Source organism: Bacteroides helcogenes P 36-108 (genome assembly GCF_000186225.1).
Taxonomy (GTDB): Bacteria; Bacteroidota; Bacteroidia; order Bacteroidales; family Bacteroidaceae; genus Bacteroides; species Bacteroides helcogenes.
Genome location: NC_014933.1, coordinates 158,342 through 182,074 on the forward strand (window position 1 = coordinate 158,342; position 23,733 = coordinate 182,074).

Below are 23,733 nucleotides of genomic sequence, written 5' to 3' on the forward strand. Positions count from 1 at the left end.
ATTAAAGTATTTCCCTCCTCAGGCAGAAACCGGAGGGAGTTAAACCGAAAATAACAAAATGGATACAAAATCACAAAACAGCAACATGCTACTGGCGTTCCTCACATTGACGGGGGTTATAGCCGTAGTTGCCATTGTAGGTTTCTTCATGCTGCGCAAAGGACCGGAAATTGTGCAGGGACAGGCAGAGGTAACGGAATATCGCGTATCAAGCAAGGTTCCGGGACGTATTCTGGAGTTTCGTGTCAAAGAAGGACAAAGCGTCCAGGCAGGAGACACACTTGCCATTTTGGAAGCTCCGGACGTACAAGCCAAGCTGGAGCAGGCACGCGCTGCCGAAGCTGCCGCAAAAGCCCAAAATGAAAAAGCCTTGAAAGGCGCCCGCCACGAGCAGATACAGGCTGCCTATGAAATGTGGCAGAAGGCGCAAGCCGGACTTGACATTGCAGAGAAATCTTACAAACGTGTGAAGAACCTGTACGACCAGGGAGTGATGTCTGCCCAGAAACTTGATGAAGTAACTGCACAGAGGAATGCGGCCAAGGCTACTGAAAACGCAGCCAAAGCCCAATATGATATGGCCAGAAACGGTGCGGAGCGTGAAGACAAAGCCGCAGCCGCAGCATTGGTAGAGCGCGCCAAAGGAGCTGTATCCGAAGTGGAATCGTATATAAAAGAGACTTATCTGATAGCGCAAACCGCAGGTGAAGTTTCCGAAATCTTCCCCAAAGTGGGTGAACTGGTAGGGACAGGCGCCCCTATCATGAACATTGCCATACTGGATGACATGTGGGTGACATTCAATGTTCGCGAGGATTTGTTGCAAGGTTTGGGAATGAATACCGAATTTGACGCATATATTCCGGCACTTGAAAAGAGCATCAGATTGAAAGTATATTACATGAAAGATCTCGGTACATACGCTGCCTGGAAAGCAACCAAGACAACCGGACAATTCGATCTGAAGACATTCGAAATAAAAGCTTCCCCTCAAGAAAAAGCTGAAGGATTAAGACCAGGAATGTCTGTCATACTCAAAAAATGAATATAAGACAATTGTGATGGCATAGCCATCGGAATGACAGTAAAAAACTTGAAAGATGCCAGAAAGAGAGAATAAATATATAGCCCTATGGAATGTGATGAAACGCGAATTCCGCCGTCTCGTCTCTCGTCCGCTATATCTGTTCTGCATGATTATAGCTCCATTGTTCTGCTATATATTCTTCACCACGCTGATGGATTCCGGACTACCTACCAACATGCCCGTAGGCATAGTGGATCAAGATATGACCACTACCTCCCGGCAACTGGTCCGCAATCTGGATGCCTTTGAACAAACCGCCATCGTGGCTCACTATCCTACCATCGGCGAAGCACGCACTGCCATGCAACGGGGAGATGTTTACGGATTCTACTACATCCCTCAGGGGACTTCCGCAAAAGCCCAAGCCGGACGGCAGCCCAAATTGTCTTTTTACACCAACAACACCTTACTGATCGCCGGTTCTCTGCTGTTCAAAGACATGAAAATGATGAGTGAACTTGCATCCGGAGCAGCAGCACGCAAAAGTTTGTATGCCAAAGGTGTTACCGAAAGCCAGGCTATGGCATTTCTCCAACCGATTGTTATAGATACTCATCCATTAAACAACCCATGGCTGAACTATTCCGTATATCTGTGCAATACCTTTGCCCCCGGTGTGCTGATGCTGCTTATTTTCATGGTAACCGTTTACTCTATCGGCGTGGAAATAAAAGACCGCACTGCCCGCGAATGGATTCATGCAGGAAACGATTCGATCTGGATTTCTCTCGGTGGCAAACTTCTGCCGCATACAGCCATTTTTTTTCTGATGGGTATCTTGTATAATGTATATCTGTATGGTTATCTGCACTTCCCCTGCAACAGCGGTATCCTCCCTATGCTTCTTGCCACCCTTTGTCTGGTTTTGGCATCGCAAGGCATGGGCGTACTGATGATAGGTACTTTGCCAACTTTGCGGTTAGGACTTAGTTTTGCTTCCCTGTGGGGTGTACTCTCATTCTCCATGTGCGGATTGTCATTCCCGGCCATGGCCATGCACCCTGTATTGCAAGCATTGGCAAATCTGTTTCCTCTGCGCCACTACTTTCTGATTTACGTAGATCAGGCACTCAATGGCTACCCGATGATCTACTCATGGATCAATTATGTGGCTTTGCTTATTTTTATGATGCTTCCTTTCCTCGTAGCCCGCCGGCTGAAAGAAGCATTGGTTTACTATAAATACATGCCATAATGAAAGATTTGACGTTCAGAGAGAAAATAACACAAGGTATATACGATTTGTTCTATATCTGGAAACGTGAATTCCGCACAACCTTCCGTGACCAGGGAGTGCTCATATTCTTCGTGCTCGTTCCTCTGGTCTATCCGCTGATATATGCCTTTATTTACACCAACGAGACCATACGTGAAGTACCGGCCGCAGTGGTGGATAACTCACGCACTTCACTCAGCCGCGAATATCTTAGGAAAGTAAATGCCAGTCCGGAGGTAAATATAGTGACCTATTGCTCTGACATGGAAGAGGCCAAACAGATGCTGAAAGACCGGAAAGCGTATGGCATCATCTACATACCCGCCTCGTTCAGTGATGATATAACCCGAGGCAAACAAACTCAGGTCAGTCTTTTTTGTGACATGAGTGGGCTGCTCTATTACAAAGCCCTGCTGACTGCCAACACCAATGTATCATTGGGCATGAATGCCGACATCAAGATAGAGCGTACCGGCAATACAACCGATCGGCAGGATGAGATTACAGCTTACCCCATAGAGTATGAGGACGTCACTCTTTTCAATCCTACTAACGGCTTCGCCGCTTTCCTGATACCTGCCGTGCTGATGCTGATTATCCAGCAAACACTGCTACTGGGCATTGGATTATCAGCCGGTACTGCCCGCGAGCAAAACAGGTTCAGGGATCTGGTTCCCATCAACCGCCATTACAATGGCACACTGCGTATTGTCATGGGGAAAGGATTGAGCTATTTCATGGTATATTCTTTGGTCACGGTCTATATAGAATGTGTAGTGCCATACTTATTCAGCCTCAACCAAATAGCCATGCCCGGAGTGCTGACACTGTTTACTCTGCCCTACTTGTCAGCCTGCATATTCTTTGCCATGACAGCTTCCATTGCCATTCGTAACCGTGAAACGTGCATGCTGCTGTTTGTCTTCACTTCCGTACCTCTGCTATTCCTTTCCGGCATTTCATGGCCGGGTGCTGCCATGCCTGCATTCTGGAGATATTTCTCTTATATTTTCCCCTCTACATTCGGAATCAACGGATATGTACGCATCAACAGTATGGGTGCTACCCTCAATGAAGTATCAGCAGAATATCAGGCTTTATGGATTCAAACCGGCATCTATTTCATTACTACATGTCTGGTATATCGCCGACAGATACTGCAAAGCAGGAAACATGTGATCGAGGAATACAAAAGGCATAAGAGAATGGCTGAGTGATAAAACAAAACTCCATAAAAGAAAAAAACACCCCTCACATATTTTCGCTAAAATATGTGAGGGGTAACAAACAAAACATATAAAACGACCTTCACAGGCCAAATCCACTAAATACTCAAAGAGTATCACAGGAAATTATTCTTACTCTTTTTGCAAAGCATGAAACTTCATCTGCAACTGAGCTCGCCAATAATGAAAACCGCCACATGAGATTTTACATAAGATGACATATTCTGTTTTCTTTTTATGAAGTAAACGCAACAGAGGGGTACACAAAAACTTATCCGGTTCGGAAACACGTACCCTGATGGTTTTATATTCAGAGGGATCGGCCGGCGAAGACAGCCAATCTATCTCCAATATACCCAAAAGAGAATAACAATAAAAAGCAGAATGCTCGTACGCATACCATGCCCCGTCTTCCTGGTACAAAAAAATGCAATCCACATTCTTTTCTTCCTTTTGCAAAATCTCTTCCAAGCTCATTCTTTCTGTCTTATTGAACAATCATTATTTTACTGGCTATTGCCTTTCCACCGGAAACGGAGGCCTTCTGCACACTACCCCGTTTATTACTTCCAATAACTACATGCAAGTATGCATGTGCGCTATACTTACTGCTAAGTTCAGACAGCATACCATCACCCGAATAGCCAGCAGGAACGGCAGAAGAAGGATGTAAAAACAGCCCGGTTGCAGAAGATGGATTCACCACCCGTATATTCCAGTTTTTATCAGTAGATTTAATCAAATCAAACACATAAGAGTCATTATCTTTTTGATTTGATATTATAGGATTCCAGTTAATCTCAACCGGCAAAGAGAGATTATCACATGTCATCGTCAAAGTCGTAGTAACAGGGCTATTGCCCGAAGATGTAAAATCACCGGTTATCCGGTATTTATTACCTCCCAAAGCCTGGGCACTCAAGTTAGTAAGCCAGGTAGCACCAGGAGCCGACAAAACAGGCGAAAGGCCACGATCGGAATACACTGTACAGATTTCTACCCCGGTAGCCGATGTAGTTCCACCTGTTTTGCCATATAGCTCAAAAACATTATTTGACGAAGCCATCTGATGTTGCCCATCGGCAACAATACATGAAAAGTCTATATCTTCATCCTTCAACTCCACCTTCAAAGTATTCGAAGGGGCAGAAGCCACTGCTGTTGCCACATCTGCATATCCGGGAGCATTGACACCGACAATGGTAATGATGTAGCGATGGTTGCGTACAACATTCAGAGGAGTTCCATTACCATCGGTCATTACTATTTTATAATATCCCAGCTTCTCTTTATATTTACCTTTAAGTATCACTGCCATATAATCAGAGACGGTACAATTGCGTTCATAAATATATAAAGAAGGCTCTGCGGCATGCACCCATCCTTTATTATAATCCAAATAGTTACTATCGGTGACCGGATTTGCAGTAGCAGGCGTACTTACAGCTCCTGTACAATTTGCAGGAGCCAAGAAGCCATAAGACTTTCCTTTATGTACAGTGATGCCTTCAATCACAAAATCGTTTAATCCGTTACTGCTGCTGCCAGCAGCTTTCTTCACCTGAATACAGGCAGCAGAGCGCAAAAGCTTTACATTATTTGCGGTCGTAATAATATTAATTCCATTATCCAAGACAAAGCGTCCCCACATAACCAGAGGCATCACATTATTCACTAAAGTGCTTTCTCCATTGTTCACATTCTCAAGTGAAGCTGTATGCAAAGAAGATATAGCCGCTGCTTCTGCCATATTCACATTCAAATCATTAAAGTTCAAACGATCCGTTGCACCATCTGCTGTACGACCATTGGTAACCAAATGAATAATACGTTTCTCAGAAGTAGCATTCAATCGCACAGTAAAGGTTACTCCTGTAGCCGTAGCAGTCAACTGATTACCTTCCACCTTCACACGCTCCATAAACTTACCGTCTTTATTGAATACCAATACATCTACATTCTTGATATCCGTATCTGTATAAGAACGAGTGAAAGCATTTACAGACTCCGGCTGAGGCAATGTCACCGAAACGGTGACATCTACCTTGCCATAAAGTGTTTGTTGCTTGTCGCTTTCTTCGTTACTGCACGAAAGAGACAGAAAAGCTATTAGTACATATATAATATATTGTATTTTCATATTATAGCACATTTTTCATCATACACATTAAAGTTATTCCTTCTTTCCTCGATAACCATTGGAATAGGTATTGACTACGGTAGGAGTCCAGTGAGGTTTCGAGGTTTCTTCTACAGGCCTCATAGGAACCTGTATTGAACGAGTTCCAGTCCATACTGTTCCAGTCCAGTTTATCTTTGCAGTATGCTTTTTACGGTCATACACAATATCACAGATATGATCATATTGATGACTACCAGAAGATACTACTTTAAACACATTCGTAGAAGTATAAACTAACGTTCCACCTTGATTGACAAAGTTTGTTCCCACATGACTCATTGTACCTCCTAAATAAGCATAGATATTACAAGTCATAGGAATACCACCACCTCTATACCATCCGGCATTCACTTGTAAAGTTACTGTACGCGGCAACAGTCCCGGTGCATCAGGTGCTACGCCATGCTGTCCCGGATAAGGAGCAGAGTTGATTACCGGTGCATTAAAGAAAGCCGTTTCTCCTTGCCCACTCTGAGCATCACCACCCCACTGCAACAATGTATTGCTGTTATAATTAACTGTACCAGTCAAACCCCAGCCGACCCATTTGTCTTGGAATGAATTAACTGAGCTTGTATTATAAGTAATACCATTTACGACAACCGATGTAGGATTTCCTGTAAACCCAACTTTCACATCTACATCATTCGCACTCCAAACAAATTGTACAACAAAATAATTAAACTCAGGAATACGTACAATTATATCCTGAAGAACCGAAACTTTAACTGTATAATCAGGATCATCAGCATGTCCAAGGATAATTTCTCCATAACGTTCTTCCTCATTAGGTTCACGATCACAAACAAAAGTAAAGATTCCCGTTGCAGGATTATAATCTGTCTCTGGTGCGGGATGTATCCAACTTGGTTTGCTAATAATATTCAAATCATGAGTAAGTCCACCATACACTTTTACATTATCTACTGTACATGTGGTGTCAGGGTGAGTTATAGGCTGCGCAACTTCTATTAAATCATCAACAATACCAATAAATAAATTACTTAAATGAACTGTATCTGTATCAAGAGTCGTCAAATTTTTAAATACAACTTGGTCATCTCCATAATATTCACCATATAATGAATCATCAGCAGTAGAAGTCCTTGTAAAACTAACAGGCGTATCTCCTTTTGTCCCTTGAGAAACAGTAGCAGTTGCTTTAGGACTTTGTGCAAGGATTCTCCAATTTCCGCCAACTGAGTGAACGGAGAGAGAAGCAGTAGGATGAGGAGGGCTAAACTGCAATTTTTTAGCGCTGACTTTAATAGTTCCCCTATCCGGTCTTTGAGTGACAGGAATCTTCTTCGACACATTATTAGCTTTAATGGTAATGTAGGATTTACGCGGAGTATTATCTACATAAGTATCCACATTAGCGGTAATTTCAACAGCATTGTTGCCTAACTTTTTCACGGATGTAATCCAATCAGCATCTGCTGCCTTCTCTACCGTAAAATCCGACGCATTAGTATTTATATGTATCGTATCTTTAAATGCTAATCCTACTTCGGCCTTATCTGTATAAAGCAATGTTTGTGACAAATCAGCATTCAATGCCTTGTCTTCCCAATCCAGAATATCCGTAGATACATCAAGCTTGCCTCCTAAAAAAATACGCACGAGCAAGGTAGCATTTACACGCGGTACACGAGGAATCACCACATCTGTCTTTTGGAAACGGGTTCCTCCTTCACAAGCCAAATCTACACTCAATTTCAAATGGCTTGTAGTAGTATCAACAGGAGAGGTACTCAAATAATCACTTCCCTTGTGTGCAGGAATAATGAAACTTAAAGCATCACTATATTGATGTCCGCTTTGTGAGGTATTATTATGTACAGTCAAAGTACCCGTCATAGGATCCGTACTTACAGTCGGATTGTTCTTGTCAGGGTACAATCCACCCTCCCAGTTAAGAGTTGTAGGCACATTCGTCAACTTCAATGTATGGGTTCCATTCACGTCCAATCCTCCTGCATCAGCTATCTCTACTTTTACCAAAGCGGCATTGCGAGCTAACAAAGCTGTTTCAGTAGCTGTATTTGCCTGATTTGCAATAACCCGTTGCCCGGCAAGATAAGCGGTACGCAACTCCGGCATAGATGGCAGAATTCCACCTGAAGAATGTGTCTCCCACATTTTCAAAGCTGAACGTGCCTGTCCGCGAACAGGCTGAATCACTTGCCCACTTATATCCGTATCGGCACTAACCAACATAAAATCCCATTTTCCTGCAGCAACAGACATTGTAAGACGATCTGCGCCATAAGTTATATCAGGAACCTTCTGTCTGAATTTTCCTGCATCAGCCCCCTCTCCATCGAAAAGATAGACTTGAGTGTTATTGATAATATTTCCCAAAGACTTTGTCATCACAAATGTCAAGGCAGGATTACCGTTCGTTGTGTTCGGAGTTTCCTTGTCATCTGTACAGGCAAATATCAGAAGAGGCAACAGATATGCTAATAATATATTTACTTTTTTTCCTGTCATAGTTTTCCTTTTTCAGCCATTATTTCAAAGAGAATAAGAATATCCCGCAAATCACAAGATATTCTTATCTCAAAGGAATATGTTATTTCCGGATTGTAAATTCTGCTGTGCTTTCCTCTGCCGATACACTTATAGGTTGTGCACCGATAGGCTGATTCACAGACTTGATCTTCAGTTTTACTTGTTTCTCCGCATTATCCATGCTATACAATACCACACCATTTACATTAGCCGAGCTATGGTTGCCGTCACCACTTATGCGAAGATCATGCAAGTTTGTGAAAACAAAATCTTTACCTTCTTTTGCCGTAGCATCGGGAAGCGCAACACAATTCACTATAATATCACTGCCAGTGGCATTGGTCAGCAATGCCCCATCTGAGGCACGCAACAGGGAGACGGTGAAGAATCCGGATACTACGTTATTATTTACTCTGTGATCGCCAAGCGAAGTAATAGCCAAACGCGCAGGCTGGTCAGCAACTATGCCGCTACAACTCAATAATTCGCCATCAAATGAAACATTAGAACCACTCAGGCTGTGTACTTTATTGAAGTTCACCACCACAGTCTTGGGAAGTTCATAACGGGTATCTTCCAAAGTTTTGACACTGAATGAAGATTTCCGAGAGCCATTGGCAAAAACGACCCTTGGAGTCAGCCCCATATCAAAATCAAGCGCATCGGCTGTACCTTCTCCATAAGTACCATCCACTATAATATTAGCACCGGTTGCATTTGTCAAAGCAGTACCATCGGTTTTGAACAGGCCCAGTTCATACAGAATATCTTTTGCACCTTCTTCGCCACGCTCTGTGCGTACTAACTTCACAACTGCCTGCTGATCTTCAATGAGCGCCTTTCCAACGGGTTTCACTAAATAACTCTGTTGCACGTCAGAAAGAAGCAACTCGAAGGTTTTTACTCCCTCTATCAAATCATTCGCTTTCACCGGCACTTCTATTTCTTGTTTCACCAAATAGCGGTCGGCCGTTCCACGCGAAGGAGTAAACGATAACTTACCTTTCACCGGCGTGAAATTATTCGCAGTAGTAGCCGATACTTCACGAGTAGCATATCCTACATTAACCGGAATAGGTGCTCCTTCCTTTGTCGTAGAATAACCGGTTAATGTCACTGTAAATACAGCAGTGGCAGTTCCGTTTACAGGCTTAGTTATCTTCAGATCCGAAACATAAAGTCCATGCCCCAGTTTAACCAAACGGCTTCCATTACCTAAGAAAAGCAGTTCACCGGATGCTGCTGTTAATGCCTGACGGAAAACAGTCGGTTTATTATCTGTAACATAACGGTCAAACTCTTTTTCACCAGCAGCAGAATACATACAAACCCTGCCTTCATCCGATGAGAGTAGAAGAACCTCACCGTTATTCGTCACTTTAATCTTGTCAAAATTTCCTTCAACAGTACGGTCAAACTCGGCCTTTCCGGTCGGTTGGATACGCACAAATGTCCCTCGACGTGTATTCATGTCATAAGTGGTAACCACCGACTCACCGGTATTCTGGTTCATCCCCACTCCTCTGACGCTACCATTGGATGAACCGGAATACAAAGCTGTTCCGTCATTACGCAGTAGAGCATAATAGCCTTTAGTTCCACTTCCTCCTACCAGCACATTTCCGTTACGGGCTACCAAAAGATGCTTTAATGACGCATTTCCGTCATTAGCAGGTATCAGCGTCTTCCCAAAAACAATATCACCTTCCGGACGGATCTTATAAATAATACCTCCTTCCAACTGTGAGTTACCGATAATAATAACCGAGCCGTCATTGATATTCGCACTCAATCCGGTTACCGTATATTTCTTTGCTGGAATAACTGTCATATAATAAGGCTTTCCCTTGTCATCTAATCTGACTACGACAGTCTGTTCTTTATCTCTGTCACCAGAGAAGGCCGCACAAACATACTCTGTGGTATTACCCAATACGGCAAACTGATCACAATAACCGCTATCGACATTCTTATATTGATAAATGACCTTACCTGATTTATCAGTCTTCAGAAGTATTCCCTGACGTTCACTTGTTCCTTTGGGCTCGGTTCCAGACAAAAGAAGTGATCCACTACGCAATAAAGCTCCTTTCAGAAAATCGCTACCCTGAGCTCCGGCATAAATATTGTTCACAAGCTGTCCGCTACGGTTCACTATAATCGCCCGTCCACTCAAAGTAACACGGTCTTTTCTGTTTTTAGTATTCTGCACAGCAGACTGACCGACAATCAAGATGCAATCGTTGTCCAATCCCGTAACTTCGTTTACCTTCGTAAATCCAATCAGTGGCAACGAGAAAACAACCTCACCTTCTCGCCCCACCCATGTCAGGTTGTACTTTTGCCCTTCTTTACCTATCATAGCCACTTCATCACCGGACAGTGGGCAAATCTGCTGTATCTGATTTTTATCACCATACTTTTTATCAAAAACCACCGGCATATATTGGGCTCTTACCTGCGAACAGATCATGGTAATCAGCAGGAGTAATAACCACACTCTATGAATTCTTGTCTTCTTCATATTATCGTTACTTTTATTATATTTCTACCTCTTATTATATATTTCCACGCGTCTTGCCCGACGATTAACTTGTATCCAGTCAATGCCTCCTTCCGGCCAGCGATAGCTCTCAACTTCTTCTTTCACTTCTTCCGGAGAAAGTTTTATCCTGCCATGGGCTTGTATGTTAAAATTCACATCTATGCCGCGAGCACGCAGGAAATCAGCTACTTGTTCAGCCCTGCGTTCCGATAATCTATAGTTATAACTGTCACTACCTATCTCATCGGCAAAACCATCAAACCTCAGCTCTGAGAAATCGTAAGTACCCATCTCATCTACAAAACGTTCCAAGCGTTGGACAGACTCAGGGGTCAATGCATCCGAATCAAAATCAAAATAAAGAGTCATCAGCAAACCTTCCGGTGCATATTGCTTTAATGTAATGGTTTCCGGACGAACGTTTTCAGTAGTTCCATTCAACAATAATGCTCCTCCTAAAATTGCATTCTCCTCACTCATGCCGTAGAAAGGTTTTCCATGTTGAGTGCCCAAATCTTCCACTGTACGCAAATAATAGATATCATCTCTGGACTCCATTTCACGATCAGATACAAAATAAGCAGTCCGTAAGTCAAGCGGACACATATAATAATCATTGAAAACAGAATTTACCGGATAAGGGAAATGATTAATACCACCCGGAACTACCCCGTCCTTATCAAAAAAGACACTGAACAAATCGTATCCACCAAATCCCGGCAATCCATTAGAGGAGAAAATAAGGCGTCCTTTATAAACAACAGGAAAAATTTCATCACCTTCCGTATTAACCTGAGGTCCTAAATTTTGAGGAGTTCCCCATGTTTGATTTTCTTCATTCCAATGAGTGATATACAAATCAAAACCACCATAACCTCCCGGCATATCCGAAGTGAACAATAATGATTTGCCATCATTCAAGAGGTATGGATGGGCATATGAAGCCATAGACTCCTGGGGAAAGACAGGAGCGTATTTGGTAAATCTCTTCTTATTATTTTTCAGTATAGAATAGAAAAGTTTTGTACGAAACGGACGGAATTTCTTATCAGCCATTTCTACCGTTGTTTTCTTTTTATCATACTCTATGACAGTAGCTACCATTGTACGCATATCCGGTGAAAAAGCTACCGGTCCATTCTGTAAATCTGCCGGAATCTTGCGGAAATAATCGTAATATTTCGGTGGTTTACGAAAAGCTGTTTCCGGATTATCAGTTTCATTCAACACATAATAATGGGTGCGGTGAAAAAACAACTTTCCTGGATCATTGAAATTGCTGTAACTAATAGCATAAAAAGGTTGTTCACCATAATTGCCAATCCAAAATTCGGAATTGTCCGTATTCAAAGACAACCGTTTAGCCGAAAATCCCGGATCTTCTTGTACAGAATGTTGCATAGCAAGTGCCTCCAATGTATTCTGATATCGCTGATATCGGCTATACACATCTTTATAGGCATTATCCAAACAGATAGCTTCTGCCTGACGAGCTTGCCCTTGAAAGCGCAGAGCATCTATGTATTCACAGACATCATCCACTCCGAGCAAATCCGGGCGTAACTCCATCGCTTTACTATAATGTTCGGATGCGCGGGCGTATTCCCTAACCATAAAGTATAAGCGTGCTATCTTCAGATGAAGCGCAGCCCGAGATTCAATGTTCTCCTCACGTTTAATAGCTGTCTCATACTGAGTCATCGCTTTATCAAATTTCTGTCTGATAAAATTACGATCTGCCCGTCGTTCTACCCGTCCTATTTTCCGTTCCTGCGCAAAAGAAGGCGTACCCCCTTCCATTAAGAAAAGGAATGCAGCAGCAGACAGGAGAATTTGTAACTTCTTCTTTCTCATTTTCAGCAACTTTTTATCAGTAACATTAGCGGAATATATTATAAGTAAGGTTTATGCCAAACTTTGTCGGTCCAATCCAAGCTTTTGTCTTTTTCCGTTCTAAAGGGAAGTCCACATATTCTCCTCCCAAATAAAACTTATCATATTGAAGGTGGGCATATCCTATACCGATATTCAAATCTAACCCCCAACGAGAATTGAAAGCAAATTTATACCCGGTAGAGATACCTCCTGACACTCCCCAACCCTTACGGCGGAAACTTTGTAACGGATCATTGTGTTCTAACAAACCTATGTTGAAGTTGCCATACATGGCATATGGACCAATATAAAAGCCATCCCATGAGTCATTAGTATAAAAGTTACGTGGATTTATGTAATAACGTACCTCCGCCGTAGCTTGAAGAGCACGAAAAACCTCTTCATGCTTTTTAAACAAGTACGGCAACCATGACACTTCTCCATTCACAGTAATTTGTCTGGTCAACGTATATTCAAAACCAACATTAGGTGATCCTGTCAACCATAAAGGAATATTAATCTTGACACTTTGTGCCTGTACTCCGCCGATAAAACAAAGCAAGACGGTAAGACTTAAAATATGTCGTATAACTGGTTTCATGATTCTTCTCTTTTTTATTTTAATATATATCATTCCAAGTCTGTATCTCCACCCTCTATATCTTCATTCCATCCTACAATTGATATTTTAATAACAGTGTAAGAGTCTATTTCAATAATGATGCGCCGACCATACAGCAATCTCATCGGCATTCCGGTATTTTTGTCTTTCACTTCAACCGGCAAATTATTAATGACAGCACCGTCATCTCCAAGGAATGTATAGTTCAACCTCATAGGTTCTCCTTCTAAAGAAGGCAAGTAACGGTGATCGACCTCTAATATTCCGGCACTTTCCTGCACAGGCAGTTCGCCTAAATGGTACACTCGGTCATCCGAAGTCAATCGTGAAGTCAAAGTATCATTTTTGAGATACTGCATAACCGATGCTCCTTCTGCCAATAATTGTACTTTCTTTATGCGCGACACATCACCGGGAAAGTTTTTGAAACGCACAGTAATACGACCTGTATAACGCTCCAAATGCGCAGTATCAGTTTTTAAGATACCCGGATGAACAATAACAGGTACAAACTTCTGAAATAGCATATCCGAAGGCTGTACATAATGGTGTTGTCCGGAAGAACTGCTTTTCAAAACAAAAGCAGAATTTTCCAAATGCTGTTCATCTACAAATGAGATGCTATCCGTATTGGTATAGCAATACACTTTGTACTCACCTGGTTGTAACTTAAAACCAAATAAGCCCATTGCCATACGGGGATTTTCATCCCAAGGAGAAGTTGCATAACGTGTACCTACCAATACTCCGGCATTGTTATAAACCAATACACGACAATCACTGACTGTTTTATTCAGGACCTCAGGCACAAAGACCTGATAATTAGTTTCATCTTCAAAATAGTCATATGTACATGAAGTCAAAAACAAAGCCGTTACACCAATAAATAACACTATGAGAAGTCTGTTTTTTCTCATATTCTATAGTTTATTTTATCACAAGCGGACCATAGAGGGAGCAGAACGTTTTCTTATTCCGTTTTCTGCCCCCAAACTACAGCCGGGAAAATTACATAATAATAGAAGATTCTACGATATTGCCGTTCCACGGAGTCGGTTCACTGACTGTAATAGTCATGTCACCATATGTCGTAGGAGTAACGGGAACAACAGTCGTACCACCTGTACGTAAAGTAAGGTTTGCTTCACGAATGGTATTCGGTACAAAATTTTCTTTCACTACACCCTGCCAATATACTGTAGTATTGGTAGACAACTGGGTTCCGTCAGCCAGGACATGTCCCGGTTTACCTGTTGCAGAAATAACAATGAAATATTGGCGCGCAGCATCGGCATTAGCAGTAGTTAAACCATTATTAACACGCCCACCATTATTAGGAAATACCACAATGTCTCTCCACATTGTATAATTACCACCTAAAACAGTACCGGTATAACCACTTGTCGGATTAGTTGTCTTAAATACATCTGAGCCAGAAACGGGTAAAACGTAATGTTCATTTGAAGTAGCAGCCACACCACCGTCATTGCCTGCCAGAACACCCATTTTTTCAGGTAAACGATAAATCATGATAGAAGCATTCTGGGTATAATCCACTGACGCGTCATTATCTACACCATTCTGCCCCTCTTTCACATTCAGACGAACCCTCATCAAAGACACCTCACGCGTCAAAGAAACCGTAGGATTAGCAGTGGTTCCAGTAGCCACAACTACATTTTCAGACCCCATAAAGATTTCAGAAGGTTCCAAATAAGCCGTATTACCAGCAGTGGTTTGTTCCGTGTTACAGAAAGCAGGGAATGTACCTGTTTTGTGAGTCATTACCAGACTTGTCGCATTTTTCTGACGCACGTTCCACATATCCCATTCCATTGCCGTAGCGCCGCCATCCAAAGAGGTCACGATATTATCGCTTGAACTTTTTGCATTTGCAATAGCAACCAATTTATATGTACCAACCGGTATATCCGTATATGTAAAGGTATTGCTACCACTCGCCGGAGTTGCTATTGCAGAAAAGCGGATATTATTGGTCGTTGCATCATAAAGTAAAAATTGTACTTGTTTGATATTAGACCATGAGGTTGCAGGCACAGCAGTAGATTGAGCTCTCGTCTGTACCCCTTTATTATCAACACCCGCAAAATTCAACTGTACAACAAGCTTAGATTTTGCATCTCCATTCCCATTCTCATTTGAGGGATCATTTTTTTCTGAACATGCGCCCAACGCCATTACAGCGAATAATGAGCATACTAAAATAATTTTTCTTTTCATAATAAAAAAAATTAAAAATTCACATTAATAATTGGTATAAACAAAATGTTACGCTAAAACTTCATCAATTTAGAAGCTTCGTGCATTCCCGTTACTTTGCAAGTAACGGGAATGCACAGAAAGAAGGAGAAAGAGGAGTCTTTAAAAGAAGTTTATTATAGAATGAATCTCTAATCTGAATTGAGACAATAAAGCATGTATCCACCTTTGAACCTATAAAGATGGACTGTTCGATTATTATTTATAGCTGAAAGGAGCTATCTTAAATTGTTCGTGATTTTAATATTTATTGAAAAAAAATAGGTATATTATTTGTCTTTCAAAATATAATATTTAACTTTGCCGCACAATTACAGTTCTGTTACTTGCAAAGTAACGGGATTATACCGTTCTTATTATCAATCTATTAAATCAGCAATTGTCTATTTTCCTCCTATAAATTTCTCGATAAAATATATGTAATGAGAGATTTGTTCATTCGATTAATTTCAGCTTCTTTAAAAGGTTGAAAATATGTTTCCGTAACCTTTACAGAAGAATGCCCCATTGCATCACATATCAGATTGGAATTATAATTTTGTCTTAGCGCTGTGGTTGCCCATGTATGGCGGGCAGTGTAAGTACTTAATCGTTCTTTTATTTGCAAGGAACGGGCTACTTGCAATAAGCGATGGTTTTCCAAACGTAACATCCGAGAATATTGCCGATATTCATCTTTCCCAGGATTTAGGATAATAGGGAAAAGATAAGGAGTATCGGGAAAAACATTCTTATATTTTCCGATTATTTCCATTGCTTCCGGGCAAACAACAATAGACATCCTGCGCCCCGTCTTATGTCTATGATAGGTTATGACATTTCCTTGCAAGTCACACTTGCGTAAAAAAGCAAGATCGACAAATGGCATTCCACGAAGCAAAAACAATAAAACAAAGATGTCACGGCTAAAAGAAAGTCTTTCGGGCAACTTTTTTTTAGCCGTCATTAGCTGACATATTACTTCTGGTGAAACAGCTCTTTTTACCGGACAATTAACTCCTGTATGTACTTTACTGAAAAGGCGTGGAACATAAATGGCCATACCACATTCTAAAGCCTGGTTATAAACAGATCTCAGCATACGCATATATGTGGAAATTGTATTCCAACTTAGCTGATCTGCCAACAATCTTTGCTCAAACCGTGCCAACCATTCCGGAGTTAACTGTTTAAAACTTATTTCACGCCCATTCACAAACTTTCTCAGCCTATTCAAAGTACTTCTATATACATGAGCCGTACCATCACGCTGTCCTTCCTTTAATTTGACAATTAGCTTCTCCATAAATTGTGTTAAAAGTTCTTCTTTCATTTTTAAGTCTGCTTTAGTTACACATTAAGTTATTATACTTTTTATACTCGTACATATACTATAATTTCCACAAGCAGTCAAAGCATAGTGCCATAACAAACCATTCGCATCATTATCTTTTATATTTTAGATAACTTTGCTGCCATTAGAAACTTTTACCTAAATAAAGGATTACTAATGTCTTATTAATGTATAAATACCGTGATTATCAGCCTTCTTGTGCGTGTTTTCCAGAAAGGGCCGCTTTTCCTTCCACAGGCATACTTTTTTCCGTAGTATTGCATGTTCCGTTAAATCGGGCTTTTGATTCAATTTCAAGTTTACATGTATAAACATCTCCATTCATTATACACCCCGACTTCATTATCAGTTCCTCCGTCACATGGATATCTCCCTGCAACATACCATGCAACACCGCTGCATCACATGTTATATCACCTTTGATTTTTCCCTGTGGGCCGATCACAACTTTCCCCTTGCAGGAAATGTTTCCATCAACCGTCCCATCCAAACGTAGATTCCCTTCAACAGTAACTGTACCTGTCACTATTGTCCCTTGTGCTATTGTTGTCAATCCGTCAGCACTGACTTTTACTGCTTTTGCAGAATAATCTTCATTCTTTTTCTTTCCTAACATAATAAACATGATTTATGTAAATAAAAAAAGGACGAACATTCTGCTGATACCAAATATTAAATTAAAGGCAAATATAAGTTAATTTAAATACAAGAAAAAGGAAAGGATGAAAAAAATCCCGCAAAGTATATAAAGTTTAAATTAGCCAAATAAACACCATGCATAGTCAAACAGATAAAATCTTTGAAACTGCTTCTTATTCAAACTGATTAGCTTTCGTTTTTATTTTTTTACAATAATGCGTAATGCTGAAAAAGATTCGTCCCAACATGGTAATCCAACAGACATCGCACTATAAAAAAACAAATTTCACAATCTACAAAACTATGGGGGAAACAAGCGTACATCAATGGCACGTCAGATTCACTTCCATCATCCACAAGTTCAAGACTTCCGTATTAATCGATTTCCAGACTATCCGGTACGGATATGCCCCATATAACAAACAAAACATAATTCCAATAAAAAAAGCTCAAGAGCTGATTTTACTACTCTTGAGCTTTTCCATTCATAAAGGAAGAAAGGTTATTATTTTTTCTTCTTCTTACTGTCTTTCTTTGCTTGAGCAGCCCACTCTTTCGCTCCTTTTTCTTTCAATTGAATTGTAAAGGCCTTGGCCTTTTCCAATGAAGCAGCCTCATCTTCAGGACTTGCGTAAGCATGCTTATAACCTTTTACTATGTTCCATTCTCCACGAGTAAAATCCGGGAATTCCACGGCAGCACAACCGTTATCCATAGAAAGCTCACCCAACTCTGCCAAACAACACCATTCAGCCAAGTCATAAACATCCATATCAAGAGGAAGACCATTTTGCAGACAATATACTAAACGACTGTCCATAATAAAATCCATACCGCCATGGCCGCCAACTTCCTTAGCCATCTCACCGTATTTCTTCAATATAGGATGCTGGTATTTTGCCACAAGAGCACTCATCTCTGTTTCAGGCAGGAAGCCGTGAGAATTCAAATCATCAACCTTAGGCTGTACACCGGAAGCTGTCAACTGTGCAGCATCGAGAGCATAACCTTCTACCGGATATTTATTGGCGAATCCTTTAGTACCTGTAAGCTGATACAGTCGATTGTAAGGTTGCGGTGTCATCACATTGTGCTGAATTTCAATAACCTTTCCATTGGCCGTACGAAGCAAAGTAGTGGTGTGGTCACCATTACGGAAATCACCGCATGTTCCAGCCCTCTTCTCCACCAAAGCCTTACCATTGACAGATTTCGTATCCATGGCCACCAAGGTCGTCATGCGATCACCACGGTGAATATCAAGCGCCTGTGCCACAGGTCCCAGACCATGAGTTGCATATACATCACCACGATGCTTCATGTTATATTCCAAACGCCATCCCAATTTATCGTCAGAATCCTTCTTCCAATAATAATCCCAAAACTGGTCGAGATTATGTATGTAAGCACCTTGCGCACGAATAACCTCACCAAATACACCCTGTTGCGCCATGTTCAAAGTATTCATTTCAAACCAGTCATAGCAACAGTTTTCCAAAATCATGCAATGCTTACGAGTAGTCTCGCTAAGATTAATTAAGGCCCAGCATTCTTCCAAGTTCATGGCAGACGGTACTTCAATAGCTACATTCTTGCCATGCTCCATAGCGCACTTAGCTACGGGAAAATGATGTAACCAGTCGGCAGCAATATAAACCAAATCAATATCCTCACGTTTACAAAGCTCCTCATAACCGATAGCCCCCGAATAAACAGCAGCCTTCGGCATAGAAGCCTTTTTCAGAATCTCCTGACATCTCTCAGCACGTTCAGGCACATAGTCACAAAGCGCCACAACCTGAGTTCCCGGAATGTAAGTAAAGCGTTCCACTGCACCGGGACCACGCATACCCAAACCTACAAATCCTACACGAACTACATCCATTTTTGGGACAGTCAATCCCAACACACTTTTCTGTCCGGCTGGACGCTGAGGTGTCTCCACGACAATAGTCCCCTTCTTCCAATTCCAAGGAGTTCCTTCCTGCGAAGTTTGAGCAATGGCAGTCTGAGCGAAACATACACCCAATGCGAAACATACGCCCAACGCAAAAGTTCCAATTTTTCTCATGATTTAAAAAGTTTAAAGTTAGTAATCTAATGAATCTAATTAATGTCGCAAAGTTATGGATTCTTTGTCAACCTAACAAATCCATACTCATTTTTTAAAAGTGACGGACACTCAGATTCTTATCTACCAAAAATCCATCTATCACTTTCAAGTCGAATTTCACATTTCTCCGAGCCTTCAGTTTGATGACAAACAAATCACAGTTACCTTCCAATGCCTCATGTTCTCCAATATTCACAAATGTAGGATACAAAGATTTGATTCCATTAGTATGAAGTCTGTCATAGGTAAGGTTCTCCATCTGTTTCATGCCCAATGATTGTACACCGATAAACTCATAATCAACCGGATTGTAAGGCAAAGCAAAACTGATGGCATTGACAAAACGCAGACCTGAGCCTTTCACCAGCACCTCAACCGTTTCATCCTTGATATATGAACGTTTCGCCGTACTGATACTGATATCTCCATCTACGGTCTCACCCCTTACACCGTCAGCTCCCCCTTCAAGTTGTGTAGCTACAACAGATATATCATAAGCATCTATCAGGCCATTACGATTCAAGTCACCGTTGCTGATGTATCCTTCAAAGTCAGCATCACCCTGTCTAAGACCAGTATAGTTGACATAAGAGGTCAGGTCATTTTCATCCACAAACTTATCATTGTTGATATCTCCCGGCAGATAGCTTTCCGTTCCGGGCACTTTAAACACATAAATTTCCTGTCCAGAACCATAATCACCTACTGCGTCCACAACGTTTATTTTAATAAACCGTGCCGTCGGAGATTGTGCAAAAGCAAAGACCTTTACTTCATTGTTACGCTTCCATTCAAAAGCTCCCGCTTCAGTCCAGTTCTCCTTATCCATGCTATAAAATACAGTTCCCCTTAAAATGGTTCCGTTTCCGGCATTCTCACGAGGAAGATAATGAAATTTATCAATCTTGTTGATGGACTTCAAATCCATTATCAACTCAAAGGGAACAGACTTTTTATTATATTCCGTATGCCAAAGTTCACCTTCTTCAAAGTCGAACAAACGACGAAGTGAACGCCCCTGATTCGTTGCCGTTGTTTCACCGGTAATTCCACGGATAGCAAACTCCAACGGATCCTTCTTGGTAGTTGCACTGAAAGCCGACCATTCAGACCAGCCCTCTTTGTTCACCGCACGTATCTTGAAGTCATAAGTAGTTTCTACATTCAAGTCCTCAAACAACAGTTCTGTATCTTTGATGGTGCTATAGTTCATCCCATTGAATTCTATCTCATAATAGTCAGCATTATTCACCTTGTTCCAAGTTGGCTTCAGAGTATAGGCAGTCGCATTTTCCTCTGTAACTTGCGCTTTCGGAGCAAAAAGTGAACCTGACATTACTTTACTATTATCCGTCGGAGCAAAAATAAAACCGTCAATCTTCAGCACAGTTCGGTTTGCCGTAATATCGGTGACCGCCAATTTGACAAAAAGTTGAGGATTCTTTGTAATAACCTCTTTTTCAAATTCACTTCCTTTAGTAGCAAACTTATTCAGGTCAGGTGTAGCATTATAGAAATACACATTCTCTTTTTGAAGGAACTCATCCATACTTCCGACTTCTGTAAGTTTCATCTTATTTCTTCCAAGGATTGCCGAAACTTTTTCAGGTCTCCCGGTAACATTTATTCTGAATTCAGTAGCCTTCTCTTTTACAAAACCACTAAAGTTACCTTTGACAGGATGAATAGTAACAGTAACATCTCCTTTTACACCGACAGTTGATTCTATCAGAGTAGTCACAGCCTCGCCTGAACGATACGCTTCGGTCGTGCCGTCATCGTCATATTCAGTAAATGAACTCTGCCCATAGGGATAAAGTTCGTATATACGAAGCCCCTTATCTGCTTCTTGAACATTGTTATTGGGAGATATCATAGGAATGATGGCTCCGTTCTTCACAAATACAGGTAATTTCCAAAGCGGTGCAGCATAATTGTTGATAACGCGTCCACCTTGATAAATTTCCCCGGAGAAATAATCCACCCATTCACCCTCAGGCAAGTAAATACCATTGCGGATATCATTACCTTGCCCATCAGGCTTAGTTTCCTGATAGACAGGAGCTATCAAAAAATAAGGTCCATAAAGGAATTGGTATTGTGTGGCTTTACCTAACGTATAAGGATTGGGATATTCAAGGAACATAGCACGTATCATGGGCAGCCCGTTTATGGACTCTTTGGCAATACTATAAGCATACGGCATAATCTCTGACTTCAGTTTCAGATACCATCGATTGATGGAAGTGGCAGGTTCGCCCAAAGCATGAGGATATTTTTCGTTGGCTCCCCAACCATCCATATTCAACTGCATGGGTGTAAAAGTTTTCCATTGAAAATCACGGATATTCACAGCCAGATTCTTTCCACCGAAGATGCCATCCATATCAGAACAAATATTAGGATTGCCCGAAAGTCCGGAGCCGATATAAGTAGGGATATGGAAACGGATATACTCCCAGGTTCCACCGGTTTGATCACCTGACCAGATACCCGCATAACGCTGTGTACCCGCCCACCCGTCAAGAGAGATGATGAAGGGACGGGCATTGTTACCATAGTAAGTCATGATTTGTGCCACGTCCGTGATGCCGTTCAGTCCGAAAGAATATCCGGCTCCCACCCAGGCAACGTCGGTCTTCAACACGCGCACTCCAGCGTCGCGCACTTCCTTCACGATATCACGTTGAAGTAAAGCACTGATACCAGCTTTCGGATGAAGATCAGACTGTGTCCACAAACCTATTTCCACACCGTTTCTGTGTGCATAGGTGGTCAGATTCTTCAGATTCTGAATATTGCCATCCAGAGCTTCCGCCTGCCCGTAGCCAGCTCCATAGCCATCATTCGGCAGTAACCATCCCAAAGGCATATCGTGATTTTTATAGCGGTCTATCACGGCGCGTGCAGAAAATTGATAGTTATTATTTTCTCCGTTCAGCGACTCTTTGATGCCACCGTTGTCTTTCTGGCTTTCTTTATAACGCTTCCCATCTTCAAAAGAAATGCCGTTCGCATCTTCTTTCCAAAAGTCACGGTTGTAGGCGTTGAGGTGTCCTTGGTAGAAACCGAATTTGGGTATCAGTACCGGATGTCCCGTCAGTTGATAAAAATCGTTCAGCAAGGATATGAAACCATTATCCACCATGACAAAAACATCCAGATAATCTGTCTGATGGGACAATTTCACGACACCTTTTTCTTCACATCCGAAGTCATAGACGCCTCTTTTAAAGGTATGCCACAGAATGCCATAGCCATTTGTTGACCAATAAAACGGGTTAGGTGATGCTACACCCCCGTCAGTCCAGCTATTCTGATTCTCAATGGAAATCACTTTACCTTTATGGGAAAAACGTCCGTTCTGCACACCGCCACCGTAGAAGTACTCTTGCGGATTTTCTTTCAGTTTCAAGACAACTCTTTCCTTATCGAAAAAGACGGCTTCAAACTCTTCCAGCACAACAGCACCAGTTTCCAGATTAGTAACTTTCATCAAAGTGCTGCTCTTGCTCCATTCCACTTTTATTTTTCCGGTAAGGATGCTCACCGAGCCAACCTCATCCTTCACATCCAACAAAGTCAATGATTTACGTGGCTGATCCACCAGAATTTTTGCCTCGGGCTTTGCCTCTGGATTGCGGAGTATGCCACCATTATTGTCTTGAAACATACGGAAAATATTTTCTCCATAAAAATCAAGAGTCATACGCTGATGATTTGAAAATAAAACTTCAACAGTAGTGGGATTGATTTTTACAATGCTCACAAGCCGAGGAAGTTGTTGTGTTACCACAACCGAACTCTTCTCTCCACATACAGCTTGTGTTGCCCAATAAGGGGAGAGGAAAAGCAAAATGAGAGCGAACGGAATCACCCTCCACCCCCTTGAATCATAAAACAATTTGTTCATACTATAATTTAAATTTACAGGTTAGAGATTGATTTACATAAATTTTCGCATCAAAGATATTACATTCTAAGGATTTTAAATAATGCCATCTAAATAAAACACTTGAATTTCACAGTATTTGACCATTGAAAGTAAGAAAGGAGGCGACTTTACATAAAAAGGGCTTACCCACTATATTTCCATGA

At 41.5% G+C, this 23,733-nt stretch carries 15 protein-coding genes; 3 read left to right on the top strand and 12 right to left on the bottom strand.

What is annotated here, in order from left to right; translation table 11 throughout:
* Positions 1-58 precede the first annotated feature (58 nt).
* Genes BACHE_RS00550 through BACHE_RS00560 form a run of 3 tightly spaced genes read left to right on the top strand, consistent with a single transcriptional unit; the run spans position 59 to position 3,520 of the window.
* Complete coding sequence (locus tag BACHE_RS00550) at positions 59-1,045, top strand: HlyD family secretion protein (protein ID WP_013545777.1); 987 nt, start codon at positions 59-61, stop codon at positions 1,043-1,045.
* A 55-nt stretch (positions 1,046-1,100) separates the two neighbouring features.
* Positions 1,101-2,282 carry an ABC transporter permease gene (locus BACHE_RS00555; RefSeq protein WP_013545778.1) on the top strand — a complete coding sequence of 394 codons (1,182 nt, stop codon included), beginning with the start codon at positions 1,101-1,103 and terminating at the stop codon, positions 2,280-2,282.
* On the top strand, positions 2,282-3,520 hold the full coding sequence (locus BACHE_RS00560) for an ABC transporter permease (RefSeq protein ID WP_013545779.1): 1,239 nt from the start codon (positions 2,282-2,284) through the stop codon (positions 3,518-3,520). The genes BACHE_RS00555 and BACHE_RS00560 overlap by 1 nt, the downstream gene beginning before the upstream one ends.
* 141 nt (positions 3,521-3,661) lie before the next feature.
* Here the strand turns inward: BACHE_RS00560 and BACHE_RS00565 are convergent, their stop codons facing one another.
* The 12 genes from BACHE_RS00565 to BACHE_RS00620 form a co-directional block, all read right to left on the bottom strand.
* Positions 3,662-4,006, bottom strand: a complete 345-nt coding sequence (locus tag BACHE_RS00565) for a hypothetical protein (protein WP_013545780.1) — start codon at positions 4,004-4,006, stop codon at positions 3,662-3,664.
* Between the two features lie 10 nt (positions 4,007-4,016).
* Positions 4,017-5,669, bottom strand: a complete 1,653-nt coding sequence (locus BACHE_RS00570) for a FimB/Mfa2 family fimbrial subunit (RefSeq protein ID WP_013545781.1) — start codon at positions 5,667-5,669, stop codon at positions 4,017-4,019.
* Between the two features lie 33 nt (positions 5,670-5,702).
* Positions 5,703-8,207, bottom strand: a complete 2,505-nt coding sequence (locus BACHE_RS00575; protein WP_013545782.1) for a BACON domain-containing protein — start codon at positions 8,205-8,207, stop codon at positions 5,703-5,705.
* An 82-nt stretch (positions 8,208-8,289) separates the two neighbouring features.
* Entirely contained in the window at positions 8,290-10,752 is a 2,463-nt protein-coding gene (locus BACHE_RS00580; protein ID WP_013545783.1) for a Calx-beta domain-containing protein, read from the bottom strand.
* Between the two features lie 24 nt (positions 10,753-10,776).
* Positions 10,777-12,627: an OmpA family protein gene (locus tag BACHE_RS00585; RefSeq protein WP_013545784.1), complete on the bottom strand. Its 1,851-nt coding sequence runs from the start codon at positions 12,625-12,627 to the stop codon at positions 10,777-10,779.
* A gap of 25 nt (positions 12,628-12,652) precedes the next feature.
* Entirely contained in the window at positions 12,653-13,249 is a 597-nt protein-coding gene (locus BACHE_RS00590) for a DUF3575 domain-containing protein (RefSeq protein ID WP_013545785.1), read from the bottom strand.
* Between the two features lie 29 nt (positions 13,250-13,278).
* Positions 13,279-14,187, bottom strand: coding sequence for a FimB/Mfa2 family fimbrial subunit (locus BACHE_RS00595; RefSeq protein ID WP_013545786.1), 909 nt, complete (start codon positions 14,185-14,187; stop codon positions 13,279-13,281).
* A gap of 91 nt (positions 14,188-14,278) precedes the next feature.
* Positions 14,279-15,511, bottom strand: a complete 1,233-nt coding sequence (locus BACHE_RS00600; protein ID WP_013545787.1) for a FimB/Mfa2 family fimbrial subunit — start codon at positions 15,509-15,511, stop codon at positions 14,279-14,281.
* A gap of 433 nt (positions 15,512-15,944) precedes the next feature.
* Entirely contained in the window at positions 15,945-16,862 is a 918-nt protein-coding gene (locus BACHE_RS00605; protein ID WP_013545788.1) for a tyrosine-type recombinase/integrase, read from the bottom strand.
* Between the two features lie 208 nt (positions 16,863-17,070).
* Entirely contained in the window at positions 17,071-17,499 is a 429-nt protein-coding gene (locus tag BACHE_RS00610; protein WP_013545789.1) for a bactofilin family protein, read from the bottom strand.
* Positions 17,500-18,027: 528 nt separating this feature from the next.
* Positions 18,028-19,593 carry a Gfo/Idh/MocA family protein gene (locus BACHE_RS00615; RefSeq protein WP_013545791.1) on the bottom strand — a complete coding sequence of 522 codons (1,566 nt, stop codon included), beginning with the start codon at positions 19,591-19,593 and terminating at the stop codon, positions 18,028-18,030.
* A gap of 94 nt (positions 19,594-19,687) precedes the next feature.
* Positions 19,688-23,548: a TIM-barrel domain-containing protein gene (locus tag BACHE_RS00620; protein ID WP_013545792.1), complete on the bottom strand. Its 3,861-nt coding sequence runs from the start codon at positions 23,546-23,548 to the stop codon at positions 19,688-19,690.
* Positions 23,549-23,733 lie beyond the last annotated feature (185 nt).

Bases quoted from the DNA above. Each gene is read 5' to 3' on its own strand.
- BACHE_RS00550 (WP_013545777.1), top strand. From the start codon at position 59: ATGGATACAAAATCACAAAACAGCAACATGCTACTGGCGTTCCTCACA.
- BACHE_RS00555 (WP_013545778.1), top strand. From the start codon at position 1,101: ATGCCAGAAAGAGAGAATAAATATATAGCCCTATGGAATGTGATGAAA.
- BACHE_RS00560 (WP_013545779.1), top strand. From the start codon at position 2,282: ATGAAAGATTTGACGTTCAGAGAGAAAATAACACAAGGTATATACGAT.
- BACHE_RS00565 (WP_013545780.1), bottom strand. From the start codon at position 4,006: ATGAGCTTGGAAGAGATTTTGCAAAAGGAAGAAAAGAATGTGGATTGC.
- BACHE_RS00570 (WP_013545781.1), bottom strand. From the start codon at position 5,669: ATGAAAATACAATATATTATATATGTACTAATAGCTTTTCTGTCTCTT.
- BACHE_RS00575 (WP_013545782.1), bottom strand. From the start codon at position 8,207: ATGACAGGAAAAAAAGTAAATATATTATTAGCATATCTGTTGCCTCTT.
- BACHE_RS00580 (WP_013545783.1), bottom strand. From the start codon at position 10,752: ATGAAGAAGACAAGAATTCATAGAGTGTGGTTATTACTCCTGCTGATT.
- BACHE_RS00585 (WP_013545784.1), bottom strand. From the start codon at position 12,627: ATGAGAAAGAAGAAGTTACAAATTCTCCTGTCTGCTGCTGCATTCCTT.
- BACHE_RS00590 (WP_013545785.1), bottom strand. From the start codon at position 13,249: ATGAAACCAGTTATACGACATATTTTAAGTCTTACCGTCTTGCTTTGT.
- BACHE_RS00595 (WP_013545786.1), bottom strand. From the start codon at position 14,187: ATGAGAAAAAACAGACTTCTCATAGTGTTATTTATTGGTGTAACGGCT.
- BACHE_RS00600 (WP_013545787.1), bottom strand. From the start codon at position 15,511: ATGAAAAGAAAAATTATTTTAGTATGCTCATTATTCGCTGTAATGGCG.
- BACHE_RS00605 (WP_013545788.1), bottom strand. From the start codon at position 16,862: ATGAAAGAAGAACTTTTAACACAATTTATGGAGAAGCTAATTGTCAAA.
- BACHE_RS00610 (WP_013545789.1), bottom strand. From the start codon at position 17,499: ATGTTAGGAAAGAAAAAGAATGAAGATTATTCTGCAAAAGCAGTAAAA.
- BACHE_RS00615 (WP_013545791.1), bottom strand. From the start codon at position 19,593: ATGAGAAAAATTGGAACTTTTGCGTTGGGCGTATGTTTCGCATTGGGT.
- BACHE_RS00620 (WP_013545792.1), bottom strand. From the start codon at position 23,548: ATGAACAAATTGTTTTATGATTCAAGGGGGTGGAGGGTGATTCCGTTC.